The 14,067-nt window shown below is 41.8% G+C and carries 16 protein-coding genes; 13 read left to right on the top strand and 3 right to left on the bottom strand.

Going from position 1 to position 14,067, the window contains the following annotated elements; genetic code table 11:
- The first annotated feature begins 6 nt into the window (after positions 1-6).
- From F542_RS01295 to F542_RS01265, 7 genes are all read left to right on the top strand, one after another.
- Positions 7-792, top strand: a complete 786-nt coding sequence (locus F542_RS01295) for a hypothetical protein (protein WP_015433405.1) — start codon at positions 7-9, stop codon at positions 790-792.
- Entirely contained in the window at positions 789-1,940 is a 1,152-nt protein-coding gene (gene wecB, locus F542_RS01290; RefSeq protein WP_125135218.1) for a non-hydrolyzing UDP-N-acetylglucosamine 2-epimerase, read from the top strand. The genes F542_RS01295 and wecB overlap by 4 nt, the downstream gene beginning before the upstream one ends.
- Complete coding sequence (wecC, locus tag F542_RS01285) at positions 1,930-3,159, top strand: UDP-N-acetyl-D-mannosamine dehydrogenase (protein WP_015433407.1); 1,230 nt, start codon at positions 1,930-1,932, stop codon at positions 3,157-3,159. Before wecB ends, wecC begins: the two co-directional genes overlap by 11 nt.
- On the top strand, positions 3,147-3,854 hold the full coding sequence (rffC, locus tag F542_RS01280; protein ID WP_015433408.1) for a dTDP-4-amino-4,6-dideoxy-D-galactose acyltransferase: 708 nt from the start codon (positions 3,147-3,149) through the stop codon (positions 3,852-3,854). The genes wecC and rffC overlap by 13 nt, the downstream gene beginning before the upstream one ends.
- A 138-nt stretch (positions 3,855-3,992) precedes the next feature.
- Positions 3,993-5,651 carry a phospho-sugar mutase gene (locus F542_RS01275; RefSeq protein WP_015433409.1) on the top strand — a complete coding sequence of 553 codons (1,659 nt, stop codon included), beginning with the start codon at positions 3,993-3,995 and terminating at the stop codon, positions 5,649-5,651.
- A gap of 54 nt (positions 5,652-5,705) precedes the next feature.
- Positions 5,706-6,635 (top strand): uridine-preferring nucleoside hydrolase UriH, encoded by a 930-nt coding sequence (gene uriH, locus F542_RS01270; protein ID WP_015433410.1) that lies wholly within the window; start codon positions 5,706-5,708, stop codon positions 6,633-6,635.
- Between the two features lie 113 nt (positions 6,636-6,748).
- Positions 6,749-7,495 (top strand): phosphodiester glycosidase family protein, encoded by a 747-nt coding sequence (locus F542_RS01265; protein ID WP_015433411.1) that lies wholly within the window; start codon positions 6,749-6,751, stop codon positions 7,493-7,495.
- 44 nt (positions 7,496-7,539) lie between these two features.
- On the opposite strand, the gene rpmG is transcribed toward F542_RS01265, so the two are convergent.
- The 3 genes from rpmG to radC all read right to left on the bottom strand — a co-directional run bounded on the left by rpmG (position 7,540) and on the right by radC (position 8,808).
- Positions 7,540-7,710 carry a 50S ribosomal protein L33 gene (rpmG, locus tag F542_RS01260; protein ID WP_015433412.1) on the bottom strand — a complete coding sequence of 57 codons (171 nt, stop codon included), beginning with the start codon at positions 7,708-7,710 and terminating at the stop codon, positions 7,540-7,542.
- An 11-nt stretch (positions 7,711-7,721) separates the two neighbouring features.
- The gene (gene rpmB / locus F542_RS01255) at positions 7,722-7,958 is read right to left on the bottom strand and encodes a 50S ribosomal protein L28 (RefSeq protein ID WP_006251446.1); all 237 of its coding nucleotides are present in this window, start codon (positions 7,956-7,958) and stop codon (positions 7,722-7,724) included.
- Positions 7,959-8,115: 157 nt separating this feature from the next.
- Positions 8,116-8,808 (bottom strand): RadC family protein, encoded by a 693-nt coding sequence (gene radC, locus F542_RS01250; RefSeq protein ID WP_015433414.1) that lies wholly within the window; start codon positions 8,806-8,808, stop codon positions 8,116-8,118.
- Positions 8,809-8,982: 174 nt separating this feature from the next.
- On the opposite strand from radC, the gene coaBC reads away from it, so the two are divergent.
- The 6 genes from coaBC to ansB all read left to right on the top strand — a co-directional run bounded on the left by coaBC (position 8,983) and on the right by ansB (position 14,008).
- On the top strand, positions 8,983-10,194 hold the full coding sequence (gene coaBC / locus F542_RS01245; protein ID WP_015433415.1) for a bifunctional phosphopantothenoylcysteine decarboxylase/phosphopantothenate--cysteine ligase CoaBC: 1,212 nt from the start codon (positions 8,983-8,985) through the stop codon (positions 10,192-10,194).
- A complete protein-coding gene (gene dut / locus F542_RS01240) occupies positions 10,191-10,646 on the top strand; it encodes a dUTP diphosphatase (protein ID WP_015433416.1) in 456 nt (151 codons plus the stop codon). Before coaBC ends, dut begins: the two co-directional genes overlap by 4 nt.
- A gap of 9 nt (positions 10,647-10,655) precedes the next feature.
- Complete coding sequence (slmA, locus tag F542_RS01235) at positions 10,656-11,261, top strand: nucleoid occlusion factor SlmA (RefSeq protein WP_015433417.1); 606 nt, start codon at positions 10,656-10,658, stop codon at positions 11,259-11,261.
- Between the two features lie 8 nt (positions 11,262-11,269).
- A complete protein-coding gene (locus F542_RS01230; RefSeq protein WP_015433418.1) occupies positions 11,270-11,497 on the top strand; it encodes a YheU family protein in 228 nt (75 codons plus the stop codon).
- Between the two features lie 48 nt (positions 11,498-11,545).
- The gene (locus F542_RS01225) at positions 11,546-12,808 is read left to right on the top strand and encodes a carboxylesterase family protein (RefSeq protein WP_025266719.1); all 1,263 of its coding nucleotides are present in this window, start codon (positions 11,546-11,548) and stop codon (positions 12,806-12,808) included.
- Positions 12,809-12,958: 150 nt separating this feature from the next.
- A complete protein-coding gene (ansB, locus tag F542_RS01220; protein WP_015433421.1) occupies positions 12,959-14,008 on the top strand; it encodes an L-asparaginase 2 in 1,050 nt (349 codons plus the stop codon).
- Positions 14,009-14,067 lie beyond the last annotated feature (59 nt).

The following is a 14,067-nucleotide window of genomic DNA, read 5'->3' as shown; positions in this document are numbered from 1 at the left end:
TCTATCATGCAATCAGAACAAACTCAAAATACCGTAAAAAGTGGCTTTATGACCAGCTTCCTCACAGCGCTTATTCTAGCCGCCAGCGGCGCTGGTGCAGGCTATTGGCATGCAACTTCACAGCCGCAGCAGTGGAAAGCTACAGCAAAATTTGAAGCGCCAAAAGTTGCCGATCTGGGCAACTATTTCTCATTACTAAGCACCTATACATTAGTACAAAATGATGGCAAAGCAGATCCTAATTTAGAGAAAAATGTTACACAAGGCGCCTTTACTGAATTTACACGCCAACTTGCTTCAGCGGATAACCGCCAACAGTTCTTAAGTAATAATGCGATAATAAAGCAGATTGCCGAAGTGCATAACAAACCCTTGAATGAGGTTGTAAACCAACTAAGCGAAAAACTGCAATTCAACCCAGCAGATAACAGCTTAAGTTTTGCGCTGGTTAATCCGACTCAGTCCGTACAAGTATTAAATGAGTTCATTGCTTTAACTACAGAACAAAGCCGTAAAGTATTAAATGATGATTTAGTTGCGAAATGGAAGTTCTTATTCCAAAATGTAAAACAATCAGCAGATGCAAATTTAGGTGAGAGCTGGAAAGGCAAATTGAATTTAATGCAGTCAGTTCAACCATTAGATAATCAATTGACCGCGTACCATTTTGTGCAAAAACCAAGCCCAGCAACTAAAGCAGAACAACCCGACAACCTTACTGAATCCATTGGGTTCGGTGCAGGCATCGGATTTTTATTGGGCTTACTGCTTACCTTATTCCGCCGGAAATAATGAGCAAAATAAAAACTCTCATCGTATTCGGTACGCGGCCTGAGGCAATCAAACTCGTTCCCTTAATTAAGCTCCTGCAACAAGATAGCGCGTTTGAATTGAAAATCTGCAACACAGCTCAGCATCGCCAGATGCTTGATCAGGTGTTGCGGCTATTTGAGATTGCTCCAGACTATGATTTAGATTTAATGCAAGCTGAACAAGATCTTGGCGATCTGACTAGCCGAATTCTGCAAAAAATGCATGCCGTGTTAAGTAAATTTCGTCCTCATCTCGTCATTGTTCATGGCGATACAACAACCAGCTTTGCAACTAGCCTCGCGGCTTTTTACCAAAAAATTCCCGTAGCACATGTGGAAGCTGGTTTACGCACCTATCAGCGCTATAGCCCCTTCCCTGAAGAAATCAACCGGCGTTTAACTGCTGTACTTGCCCAGTGGCATTTTGCTCCAACCTTCAGTGCAAAACAGCATCTATTAAATGAAGGGATCCCTGCTGAACAAATTTGGGTCACAGGTAATACTGTAATAGATACCTTACAACAAACTTTGCAAAAAATTCAGCAAAATCCAGCGCTTGTTCAACAATGTGCAAGCTGCTATCCATTCCTGAAGCAGGATAAGAAGCTCATATTGGTTACAGGGCATCGGCGAGAAAGTTTCGGCGACGGTGTGGAACAGATTTGTCTCGCAATTGCTAAGCTTGCTCACCAATATCAAGATGTACAATTTGTCTATCCTGTTCATCTCAATCCGCATGTGCAGGCGCCTGTTTACCGACTACTCGGCAATATTGAGAATGTATTTTTAATCAAGCCACAAGAGTATGTGTCGTTTGTCTATCTGATGGAACAAGCTTACCTTATTTTAACCGACTCTGGCGGTATTCAAGAAGAAGCAACCGCATTATCAAAGCCTGTGCTGGTTATGCGCGAGACAAGTGAGCGCCATGAGGCAATTCATGCAGGCAGTGTAAAATTAGTCGGCACAGATGCCATGCGTATTGTGCAACATGTGCAACAGCTACTTGATGATCAAACAAGTTACCAAGCAATGACACAAGCCCAAAGCCCTTATGGCAATGGGCAGGCCAGCCAATATATTGTGCAAATTCTCAAGCAAGGATACAAATTCCAATATGATCAATAAACTCTGCGTTATCGGCTTAGGTTATATCGGCTTACCCACTGCAACCGTTTTTGCACTGGCAGGCAAACAAGTTATCGGCGTAGATACCAATCCACAAGTGATTGAGAGCTTAGCCCAGGGGAAACTGCACTTTCTTGAACCCCAGCTTACAGAGAAGCTACAACAAGCGCTCCAAAGTGGCTATTTTTCTGCAAAATCTCGTCCTGAAGCTGCTGATGTGTTTATTATTGCTGTTCCAACCCCATTAAACGATGCCCAACAGCCAGATCTGAGCTATATCCGCCAAGCAAGTGAAAGCATTGCGCCAGTGTTGGCTAACGGCAATTTAATCGTATTAGAATCAACCTCACCTGTTGGCACGACAGAACAATTAGCCCAATGGTTAAAAGAGCTCCGCCCAGATCTCTCTGAGTTACTTTTTGCCTATTGTCCCGAACGTGTGTTGCCAGGAAAAATTATGCAAGAGATCTATCATAACGATCGTATTATTGGTGGTTTAAGCGCACAAGCCACTGCGCAAGCGGTACATTTATACCAAATTTTTACCAAAGGTGAATGTGTGCCAACCAGCGCTCGCTTAGCAGAAATGTGTAAGCTCACCGAAAATAGTTTCCGTGATGTCAATATTGCGTTTGCGAATGAATTATCATTGATCTGCGATCACCTTAATATCAGCGTGTGGGAGCTGATTCGCCTTGCTAATCGTCACCCTAGAGTCAATATCTTACAACCTGGAGCTGGGGTTGGTGGGCACTGTATTGCAGTCGATCCCCATTTCATCGTGGCGCAATCCCCGAAGCAGGCTCGTTTAATCCACATGGCACGCACAGTAAATGACAGTAAACCAGCATGGGTAATTGAAAAAGTCAAACTAGCTGTAGCAGATTATGCGATGGCTAACGATAAAAAGCCAAGTGATATTCGCATTGCTTGTCTAGGTTTAAGCTTTAAAGCTGATATTGATGACCTACGAGAAAGCCCCGCACTAGAAATTACCCAAAATTTGGCTCAATGGCATCAAGGTGAACTTTGGGTGGTTGAGCCCCATATTCAACAATTACCAACCATTTTGCAAAATAAAGCAAATTTAGTGCCGCTTGCACAAGCATTACAATCTGCGGATGTGGTGGTCTTACTGGTAGATCACCAAGCCTTCAAACAGATGCAAGCACCGGAAAACAAAGTCATCGTGGATACTCGAGGCATATGGCTGCGTTAGAAAAAAATATGCTTGGCGTAGTCGTTCCAAGCCAGTGGGAAAGCGCGTTTTTTGGTAGAAAGATTGGTACACTACAATTTTCCCATTCACCATCTTGGTTAGCTCATCAGCATTACGATTTAATCCAAGCCAAAATCGCCTGTCAGGCAAAAACGCAAATTAGCTTGCTCCAACAGCAAGGGTTTGAGTTAGTCACCGGTGAAGTGGATTTCTGCTTTACACTTAGCACATTACCTCTCCCCGCCCACCCTTTTTGCTATGCAAGCACACAAGATATACCAGCCTTGCATAAATTGTTTGAATCTGCTTTTCCACATAGCCGTTTTCGTCCTCCTTACTTCAGCTTAGCAGAACAACAACATTTCTATCGTCATTGGATTAGCCAAGCTGTACAAGGAACTTTTGATGATATTTGTTTGCTTGAAAAAGTAGATGATGTCATTTGTGGCGCAATTAGCGTGCGTCTTCATGCCAAGACTGCCCGTATTGGTTTACTCGCCGTCTCACCAAACTTTCAACGCCGTGGTGTGGCAACGCGTTTACTTCAAGCAGCAAAACAATGGGCTAAGCAGCAAAAAGCTGATTCTCTTTGGGTTGCGACACAACCGGAAAATCATGCGGCAATAGCCTGTTACCAAACGCTCGGAGCAAGCCAACAAGCTTGTTATCATTGGTTTTACAAACGCAATATTTAACGAAAAACATTGCCAAACGTTTAACTTTGCGTTCTCTCAAATAAATGCACAAAAAGCAGAAATTGGAAATGATTTACCTTTCAAGCTGTTATATACTCGTTGCAATTGTCGTCTATTCTTAAATATGGAGGAGATCCTATGACTACACTTTTTACTACTGCTCAAAATTGGTTAGCGCAAGATCCCGATGTGGAAACCCGTGCAGAGCTGGAAGCATTGCTCAATCAAGCACAAGCTGGTGATACTAACGCTCACAAAGAATTAGCAGCACGCTTTGATGGCCGTTTACAATTTGGTACAGCTGGCCTACGTGGTCGTCTCATGGCTGGCTCAATGGGCATGAATCGCGTATTAGTTGCACAAGCGGCAGGCGGTTTAGCTGATTACCTAAAAGAATATGATAAAGAACCATCTATTGTAATTGGTTACGATGGCCGTAAGAATTCAGATGTTTTTGCACGCGATACAGCAGAAATTATGGCTGGAGCAGGTATTAAGACTTACTTGCTATCACGCAAATTACCAACACCTGTTCTTGCTTATGCTATCCAATATTTTGATACCACTGCAGGAGTAATGGTGACAGCAAGCCACAATCCACCAGAAGATAACGGTTACAAAGTATATTTAGGCAAAGCAAATGGTGGCGGTCAAATCGTTTCTCCGGCAGATAAAGATATTGCAGCGTTAATCGACAAAGTCGCTGCAGGCGATATTCGTCACCTACCACGCAGCCAAGATTTCACCATCTTAGATGATGAAATTGTTGATGCTTATATTACTAAAACAGCAAGTCTTGCCAAAGAACCTGAGGCTGACATCAACTATGTTTATACAGCTATGCATGGTGTAGGCTACGAAGTGTTAAGTAAAACCTTGGCAAAAGCTGGCTTACCACAACCACATGTTGTTGCAGAGCAAGTATGGCCAGACGGTACATTCCCAACAGTAAACTTCCCTAACCCAGAAGAAAAAGGCGCATTAGACTTAGCAATTAAAGTCGCCAAAGAGAAAAATGCCGAATTTATCATTGCCAATGACCCAGATGCAGACCGTTTAGCAGTAGCAGTGCCGGATGCGCAAGGTAACTGGAAGCCTTTACACGGTAATGTGATTGGCTGTTTCTTAGGTTGGTACTTAGCGAAGCAATACCATGCACAAGGTAAACAAGGTACATTAGCTTGCTCATTAGTTTCTAGCCCAGCATTAGCTGAAATTGCTAATAAATACGGCTTTAAATCAGAAGAAACCTTAACTGGCTTTAAATATATCGGCAAAGTAAATGGCTTATTATTTGGCTTTGAAGAAGCATTAGGTTACTTAGTCGATCCAGATAAAGTACGCGATAAAGATGGTATCTCCGCGGCGATTGTTTTCTTAGATTTAGTTCGTAGCTTGAAAAAACAAGGCAAAACCCTTGCTGATTACGCTAACGACTTCACTGCCGAATTTGGTGCTTATGTCAGCGGACAGATCTCTATTCGTGTAAATGAGTTGCCAGATATCGGCAAAATGATGACTGCGCTGCGCAATGATCCCCCAGTAGAAGTGGGTGGTTTTAAAGTAGCACAATTCATCGACCACACTAAAACTGACCGCGCAAGCGACATCTTGGTATTCGTATTGGAAAACGGCAGCCGTTTAATCGTGCGTCCTTCCGGTACTGAACCAAAAGTGAAATTCTACTTAGATGCACGCGGCACTGATCCAAAAAATGCCGATGAAGTATTGGCACAGTTTGACGAGTCTGTACGCCAGATTCTCCGCCAAGAGAAGTACGGCAAACAAGACTGCTAATCGCAACTGAATTTAGGGAGAGCTTCGGCTCTCCCTTTTTTAAAGGAGATGAGAATGGCTCAAAAAATTATCTTAGACTGTGACCCAGGGCATGATGACGCGATTGCGATGATGTTAGCTTGGGGAAATCCTAACATTGATTTATTGGCTGTTACGACCGTAGTTGGTAACCAAACCTTAGAAAAAGTATCTCGCAACGCATTAGCCGTGGCGGAAATTGCGAATATTCGTCATATTCCATTTGCGAAAGGCTGCCCTAGACCATTAGTACGAGAAGTCGAAAACGCACCAGATATCCATGGTGATTCCGGAATGGATGGCCCATTATTACCTGAACCCACTCAGCAATTTTCAGATAAACATGCCGCACTTTTAATTATTGAGCTGGTGATGTCATACCCTCCCAAAACAATCACATTAGTACCAACCGCAGGCTTAACTAATATTGCTTTAGCAGCACGATTAGAACCACGAATTATTGAACGAGTAAAAGAAGTGGTGCTCATGGGCGGTGGTTACCATACAGGGAACTGGAGTGCAGTAGCAGAATTTAATATTAAGATCGATCCTGAGGCTGCTCATATTGTCTTTAATGCCGGCTGGAAAGTTACCATGGTAGGGCTTGATCTCACTCACCAAGCTCTTGCTACGCCTGATGTGGTGGCTCGTTTTGCTGCACTTAACAGTAAAGCGGGGAAATTCGTGGTAGAGCTGCTTGAGTTTTTCGGAAAAATGTATAAGCAAGCGCAAAACTTTGATTCTCCACCAGTACATGATGCCTGCGCAGTGGCTTATGTCATTGACCCAACATTGATAGAAGTGCAACAAGTACCAGTGAATATTGAATTAACAGGCACGCATACATTAGGAATGACGGTAGCGGATTTCCGTTATCCTCCTAAACCGTGCAATACTTGGGTAGCAAAAAAATTAGATACCGTGCGTTTTTGGGATGTCGTGATTGACTCAATTAAAAATTTATAGCATGGCAGACCGAGCAAAATTAAGGGTAATTATCCCCTTCAGCCACAAGTGAAGGCTTATACCAAATAAGGTATACTTGGCATGCCTAATGTCAATCCTCTTAATTAAACGTTATGAAAAGCTTCTTTCCTCTGTTTTTCTTACTTACAAGCGGTTCAGTTTATGCAAAAAATTGCATTGAGTATCTAAATAAGTCGCCATTTCATATTGCTCGAGTAGATCTCAACTGCAAAAATATAGAACTTCTTGGTTCAGAAAAAAGCGATAACGGTAAAACTGTTTCTGAATTTGCTAATAAATATCAAACAAATGTTGCCATTAATGCTAATTTCTATTGGAAAGATTATACGCCAATTGGGCTTGTGGTTAGCAATGGCAAACGTTGGTCAAAATATGGTGATACACGTTCTCGAGTGGTTTTTGCTTGTGATAAAGCGAATAACTGCTTTATTGAAGATAAAAATAAAGCAACACCACTAAATAAAAAATGGCAACTCGCCATTGCCGGTTGGCACTTTTATAATGCGAAAACAGGAAAATTTGAATGCGCGCCCGCAGATAAAGTTGGCTGTAAGCAGGATATTTATGACGGCAAACATCCTCGTACTATGCTCGGCTTAGATGAAGAAAAGAACTTACTTTATCTGGTGGTTGTAGAAGGAAGGCAGCTCACTTTTCGAGGTGTCTCACTGGATGAATTAGCAACGCTTGCAAAAAATCTGGGGCTCTCACGCGCAATCAACTTAGATGGTGGCGGAAGTTCAGGCATGGTAGTCGAAAACAAGCGGGTCAATTCTTTACCAATTCTGCAAGGTAGTGAACGACAAGTAGCGAATCATTTCGGCGTGAAACTTAAATAGCAAAAAACCCAGCTAAAAAGCTGGGTTTTTCTATCCAAAGCAAATTATTTGATTTTTGCTTCTTTGTAGATAACGTGTTTACGCACAACTGGATCAAATTTTTTGATTTCCATTTTTTCTGGCATATTACGTTTGTTTTTAGTTGTAGTGTAGAAGTGACCGGTTTCTGCAGTAGAAACTAAACGGATTTTCTCACGATTACCTTTAGCTGCCATTTCTCAACTCCTTAGATTTTTTCGCCACGAGCACGGATTTCAGCTAATACTGCATCAATGCCTTTTTTGTCGATAATACGCATACCTTTCGCAGTTAAACGTAAGGTTACGAAACGGTTTTCGCTCTCAACCCAGAAACGGTGAGTATGAAGGTTAGGTAAGAAACGACGTTTAGTCGCATTCATTGCGTGTGAGCGGTTGTTACCAACTGCTGGACGCTTGCCGGTTACTTGGCAAACTCTAGACATTTGAATTTCTCCAATAATTTTAAGCTTAAAAATGGTTCGGGCGATCAGGCACAAAAAAAGCCGCTCAACTGGCTTTTCCGTTTGATTGCCTCGTCAGGCATTAACCCGACCACAGACATTTAAAGACCGCAGATTATACAGATCTTCTCCCCTCCCTTCAAGGGGTAAATGAAGGAATTTCCAGCTCCAACTTCTCTTCAGCAAATGAAAAATAGTCTCCTTTCCCGACAATAATATGATCTAGCATCCGAATATTGAACAGTTCACAAGCACTTTCAATTTTTTGTGTCACACTTCTATCTGCTTCACTCGGTTCACAACTACCGGAAGGATGATTATGTGCAATAATAATTGCCGCTGCATTATATTTCAGCACTGCTTTGATAATTTCTCTAGGATGTACTTCTGTCTGATTTACCGTACCAAAAAACAACTTTTCAATTTTAAGTAAGCGATGCTGATTATCTAAAAATAGCACCATAAAAACCTCACGTTCATCATTTTCTAATTCTGCCTGTGAGTACATTACCGCTAACATTGGGTCGGTGATCGTGTCATTCTTCTCCATCTGCTGCACAAGATAACGTTTAGTCATCTCTTTCGTTGCTTGCAACTGGATATACTGAGTCTGCCCCAACCCCTTTACTTGACAAAATTGCTCAATATCTGCGGTTAATAACCCTCTTAGGGAGCCAAATTTCTGCAATACATGCTCAGATAACGTCATCACAGGTATATTTTTTATACCTGTGCGTAAGAAAATCGCGAGTAATTCAATATCACTTAACTTATCAGCCCCAAAACGTAATAATTTCTCTCGTGGCATTAAATTCTGTTCTTCTTGGTTCATTGCTTATCTTATCTGAGTAAAATTCAGCCACAGATTAGCGAATTCGCTCTACTTCCTCAAAAAATTTTTGTTAATTTTCGATCGAGATCGAAAAAATTGGGCGTTGTAAGTGAGTGGGTGTTTGCGTAAAATAGCCAGCAATTTTTTCTGACCCTACCAAACAAAGGAACGCCTATGTTGGCAAACAAGAATATTTTAGTCGGCATTACAGGTGGCATTGCCGCTTACAAAAGCATTGAGCTTATCCGCTTGTTAAAAAAAGCCAATGCAGAAGTGCGAGTCGTGCTAACCCCTGCGGCGGCGGAATTTGTTACGCCTTTAACTTTACAAGCCATTTCAGGCAACGCGGTTTCCACCTCATTACTCGACCCACAAGCTGAGCTTGCAATGGGGCATATTGAATTGGCGAAATGGGCGGATTTAGTAGTAATAGCACCAGCAAGTGCTGACTTTATCGCTCGCTTGCGTATTGGAATGGGCAATGATTTGCTTTCAACCCTTTGCCTAGCAACACCTGCGCCTATTTTGCTTGCCCCTGCGATGAATCAGCAGATGTACAAGCGGTCCGCGGTGCAAGAAAATTTGCAAAAAGTGCGGGAGCAAGGCGTTTTAACCATCGGGCCTAATTCTGGGTTTCAGGCTTGTGGAGATGTGGGCGAAGGACGAATGGCTGAACCAGCAGAGATTTTTGCAGAAATTCAGCAAATATTAACCGCTTGTGGCGATTTAGCCGAGCTCAGCGTAGTAATTACCGCAGGCGGTACACAGGAGCCGATTGATCCCGTGCGTTATATCAGCAACCACAGCTCGGGCAAAATGGGCTATGCGATTGCCGAAAACTTTGCCAAACGAGGGGCGAAAGTGGTGCTGATTTCGGGTGTGACTAACTTGCCAACCCCGCAAAATGTCGAGCGTGTCGATGTGGTTTCCGCCCAAGAGATGTTTGAACAAGCGGTCAAATTTGCTTCAAAATCTGCCATTTTTATTGGTTGTGCAGCAGTGGCGGATTATCGAGTGGCGAACGTTTCCGATCAAAAAATCAAGAAAACGGATGACAGCGATGAACTGACGCTAAAACTGGTGAAAAACCCCGATATTATCGCAACGGTAGCGAAAATGAAGGAAAATCGCCCATTCGTTGTCGGCTTTGCCGCTGAAACGCAAAATGTAGCGGAATATGCCAAATCCAAACTCGAACGCAAAAATCTCGATATGATTTGTGCGAATGATGTTTCGGGTGGGCAAGTGTTCGGGCAAGATCACAACTCGCTTCATCTCTTTTGGAAAAACGGCGAGAAAAAATTACCGCTTGCGGATAAAAATCAACTCGCAAAACAGTTAGTTCAAGAGATTTCGGAACAATTTACAAAAGGAAAAACAAAATGAAACAAATTGATTTAAAAATTTTAGATAGCCGTATTGGTAATGAATTTCCGCTTCCCGCTTATGCCACAGAAGGTTCTGCTGGTTTAGATTTACGTGCGTTAATCACTGAACCACTTACGGTGAAAGCAGGGGAAACCGTGTTAATTCCAACCGGTATTTCAATTTATATTGCCGATCCGAATTTAGCAGCCGTGATTTTACCTCGTTCTGGCTTAGGACATAAAAATGGTATCGTGTTAGGTAACTTAGTCGGATTAATTGATAGCGACTATCAAGGTGAGCTAAAAGTTTCTCTGTGGAACCGTAGCCAAGAAGATTTTAGCGTGAATGTAGGTGACCGCATTGCACAACTTGTATTTGTACCTGTGGTACAAGCAAGCTTTAACATTGTGCAAGAATTCACTCAGACCGAACGTGGCGAAGGCGGTTTTGGGCATTCTGGTAAGCAATAAGGAATAAGAATGGTGGAAATTAGTATTAAGATGCCAAAACGCCCGGTAAAAGAGCGTCGTCAGCAAGTTTTAGAAGTGTTAATTAAGTTGCTGAATTCTGAAGATGGCATGCAACGTATTACTACCGAACGACTTGCCAAGGAAGTCGGTGTGTCGGAAGGAGCGTTATATCGCTATTTCCCAAGTAAAACCAAAATGTTTGAAGCATTGATTGAGCAAATCGAAATTACGCTCAATAGCTATGTGAATGCTGCCAAACGTCAAAATAGCACGGCAGAAGCAATAAAAGCTATTTTGCGTTCTGTCATTGATTTTGCACAAAAAAATCCAGGTGTGACCCGTATTCTTACTAGCCACGCACTGATGTTTGAAGATCAGATGCTAAAGGCGCGCGTAGCTAAATTCTTTGATGGCTTAGAATTGCAATTTATCAATATTCTGCAAATGAGCAAACTGCGCGAGGGTAAAGCTTTTTCTGATGAACGCGCACTAGCGGGTTATTTAGTCAATTTTTGTGAAGGACAGTTTGTCCGACTCGTGCGTTCGAACTTTGCATTTAATCCACAGCAAAATTTTGAAAAGCAGTGGGCATATCTCAAACCGCTATTCTACTAGGAGCTACTATGATTATCCCTTGGCAAGAATTGGAAGAAAGCACATTATATAATGTGTTGGATTCCTTTATTTTACGTGAAGGAACCGATTACGGAGAGCGAGAACTCAGTTTGGAAGAGAAACGTGAACGACTGCTTGCACAGCTTAAATCAGATAAAGTCGTTATCGTTTGGTCTGAACTACACGAAAGCTTGGATATCAAAGATAAGCATGCTTTTTTAAATAATCATTGCTAGAGGCAATCTCTAATGAATTTGAATTCTCAACACTCCTTAGGAAAGCTTATGCACAGAGCGCTACTGAGTTTCATGCTGTTAGCCTGCATTCCCATCGCTCAAGCAGGTATGCAATCTGCTAAAGTTATCAGTGAACCGAGTGGTTATGGACAACGTTATAGTCGTGTCATTATTCGTTACGATGAATTACTAAATGCAGAATATTTACCAAATCTCAGCGCATTCACGCTCAAAGATCATCAAATTGAACGTATATCACTTGGTAAATGTGTTGATAATCGCAAAATTTGTCGCAGCCATGAGTTGGTTTTACACTTAGCCATGCCCGATCCTAATGATCGCTATTTAAAAGTGACGATGCAGCCTGCTCCTCGGACTGCTGCGCTAGAACGCCAGCCGCAATTCCAAATTATCCAAACCGAAAATATTTATGCTGAGCAACAAAATAGTATTATTGAAATAGCACCACAACAGATTGAAACTCAAACCGTTAGCCATCAAATTGCTGAGCAATTTGAACAACGGGAATTTCATGACAAGAGTGGTGTAAAGATTCGCTATAACTTATTTGTTCCACAAAATTACGACCCACAAAAAAACTATCCTCTGGTGATGTTTATCCATGATGCAGAGGCAACTAATAGCAATGTAAGAAACACGCTATGGCAAGGTAATGGTGCAACTACTTGGGCAGATCCGATTTGGCAGAACGAACACCCTGCTTTTGTACTTGCACCACAATTTGATCACCCTATTGTTAATGATAATGCCGATGATCCTACCGATTTAGATCCAACGATGAATCTCATTAAATCGCTCATGGCTGAATATAGTATCGATGAAAACCGTCTCTATACCACAGGGCAATCAGACGGTGCGATGATGTCTATTGCAATGAATATCAAATACCCTGATTTCTTTGCCGCTAGCTATATTGTTGCTGGGCAATGGGCTGCGGAAAAAGTTTCCCCAATGGCTCGAACTCATCAATTTATCCTTGTTTCAGAAGATGATCCTAAAGCCTTCCCTGAACAAAATAAGATCATCGAAGAGCTTGCTTTAAATGGTGCTATTGTGCAAAAAGCCATTTTACCTAACGGCAATGCTGACTTGAGCCAAATCAATCAAGAAGTTGAGCAGCTGTTAGCACGTGAAGGTAATATCTACTATATGACAGTTAAATCACAAACTTTGCCTGACCAAGCGCAGGCCAACGCTAAAAGCCTTACAGGAGCACATATTGCAACATGGAAGATAGCTTATGATATTAAGACGATAAAAGAATGGTTATTTCAGCAAAACAAGCGGTAAACATTACAGAAAAAAATGCAAAAGTGCAGTGATGAAAATCACCGCACTTTTTTATTTGCACTCTACTTTTCACTTTCATGTTTGCGATCAAACTATTTATGTGCATTTAACAGTACGATCAGCTCGCTTTTTTACCTTTAAGGAGTTTATATGAAATTTAAAAAATTATTACTCTCTGCACTTTTAGCCAGCGCATTAACCTGTGTAAATGCAACAGAATTGCCTAGTATTACTATTTTAGCAACAGGGGGAACCATTGCTGGTAGCCAGCAAAATGCTAATAGTAGTGCTTACCAAGCAGGGCAATTAAATATTGATGTCTTAATCGAAGCAGTACCTGAAATGAAAACATTAGCCAATATCAAAGGAGAACAAATTGTCAAAATTGGCTCACAAGATATGTCTGATGAAGTATGGCTAAAGCTAGCAAAATCAATTAATCAGCAATGTGCAGATACTGATGGTTTTGTGATTACACACGGTACAGATACCATGGAAGAAACGGCTTACTTTTTGGATATGACCGTTAAATGCGAAAAACCTGTAGTACTAGTCGGAGCTATGCGACCTGCTACAGAAAAAAGTGCAGATGGCCCATTGAATTTATACAATTCAATTGTTGTTGCCAAAGATCCAAAATCAGCAAAACGTGGTGTGTTAGTTGCGATGAACGATACCGTTTTGGGAGCAAGAGATGTGACCAAAACCAGTACAACCGCCGTACACACATTTAGCTCACCAAATTTTGGTTCTCTCGGCTATATTCATAATAGCAAAGTAGATTATGAGCGTTCTCCTGAAAGCAAGCATACCGTAAATACTCCATTCAACGTTGATAAATTAAGCGAACTACCGAAAGTAGGTATCATCTATGCCTATTCGAATATGCCTACTGAACCTCTCCAAGCCTTATTAGATGCTGGTTATAAAGGAATCGTTATTGCTGGTGTGGGTAATGGAAATATGAATGCGGCAAATCTTGCGCTTTTAGAAGAAGCGGCGAAAAAAGGCATAGCTGTAGTACGTTCGTCTCGCGTACCAACAGGTTATACCACGAGAGATGCAGAAGTAGATGACAGCAAGTTAGGTTTTGCTGCCTCAGGCACGCTCAATCCTCAAAAAGCTCGGGTATTACTACAACTTGCTTTAACACAAACAAATGATATTGCAACGATTCAACAATTCTTTGAAGATTTTTAGCATTGAAAGAAACTCAACAAGCGGGTAAATTTTTCGATAATTTTGCAAGATTTATCGAA

The organism is Bibersteinia trehalosi USDA-ARS-USMARC-188 (assembly GCF_000521725.1).
Classification (GTDB): Bacteria; Pseudomonadota; Gammaproteobacteria; order Enterobacterales; family Pasteurellaceae; genus Bibersteinia; species Bibersteinia trehalosi.
Note: the sequence above shows the minus strand (reverse complement) of the source record. Positions and strands in the feature narration are given on the sequence as shown.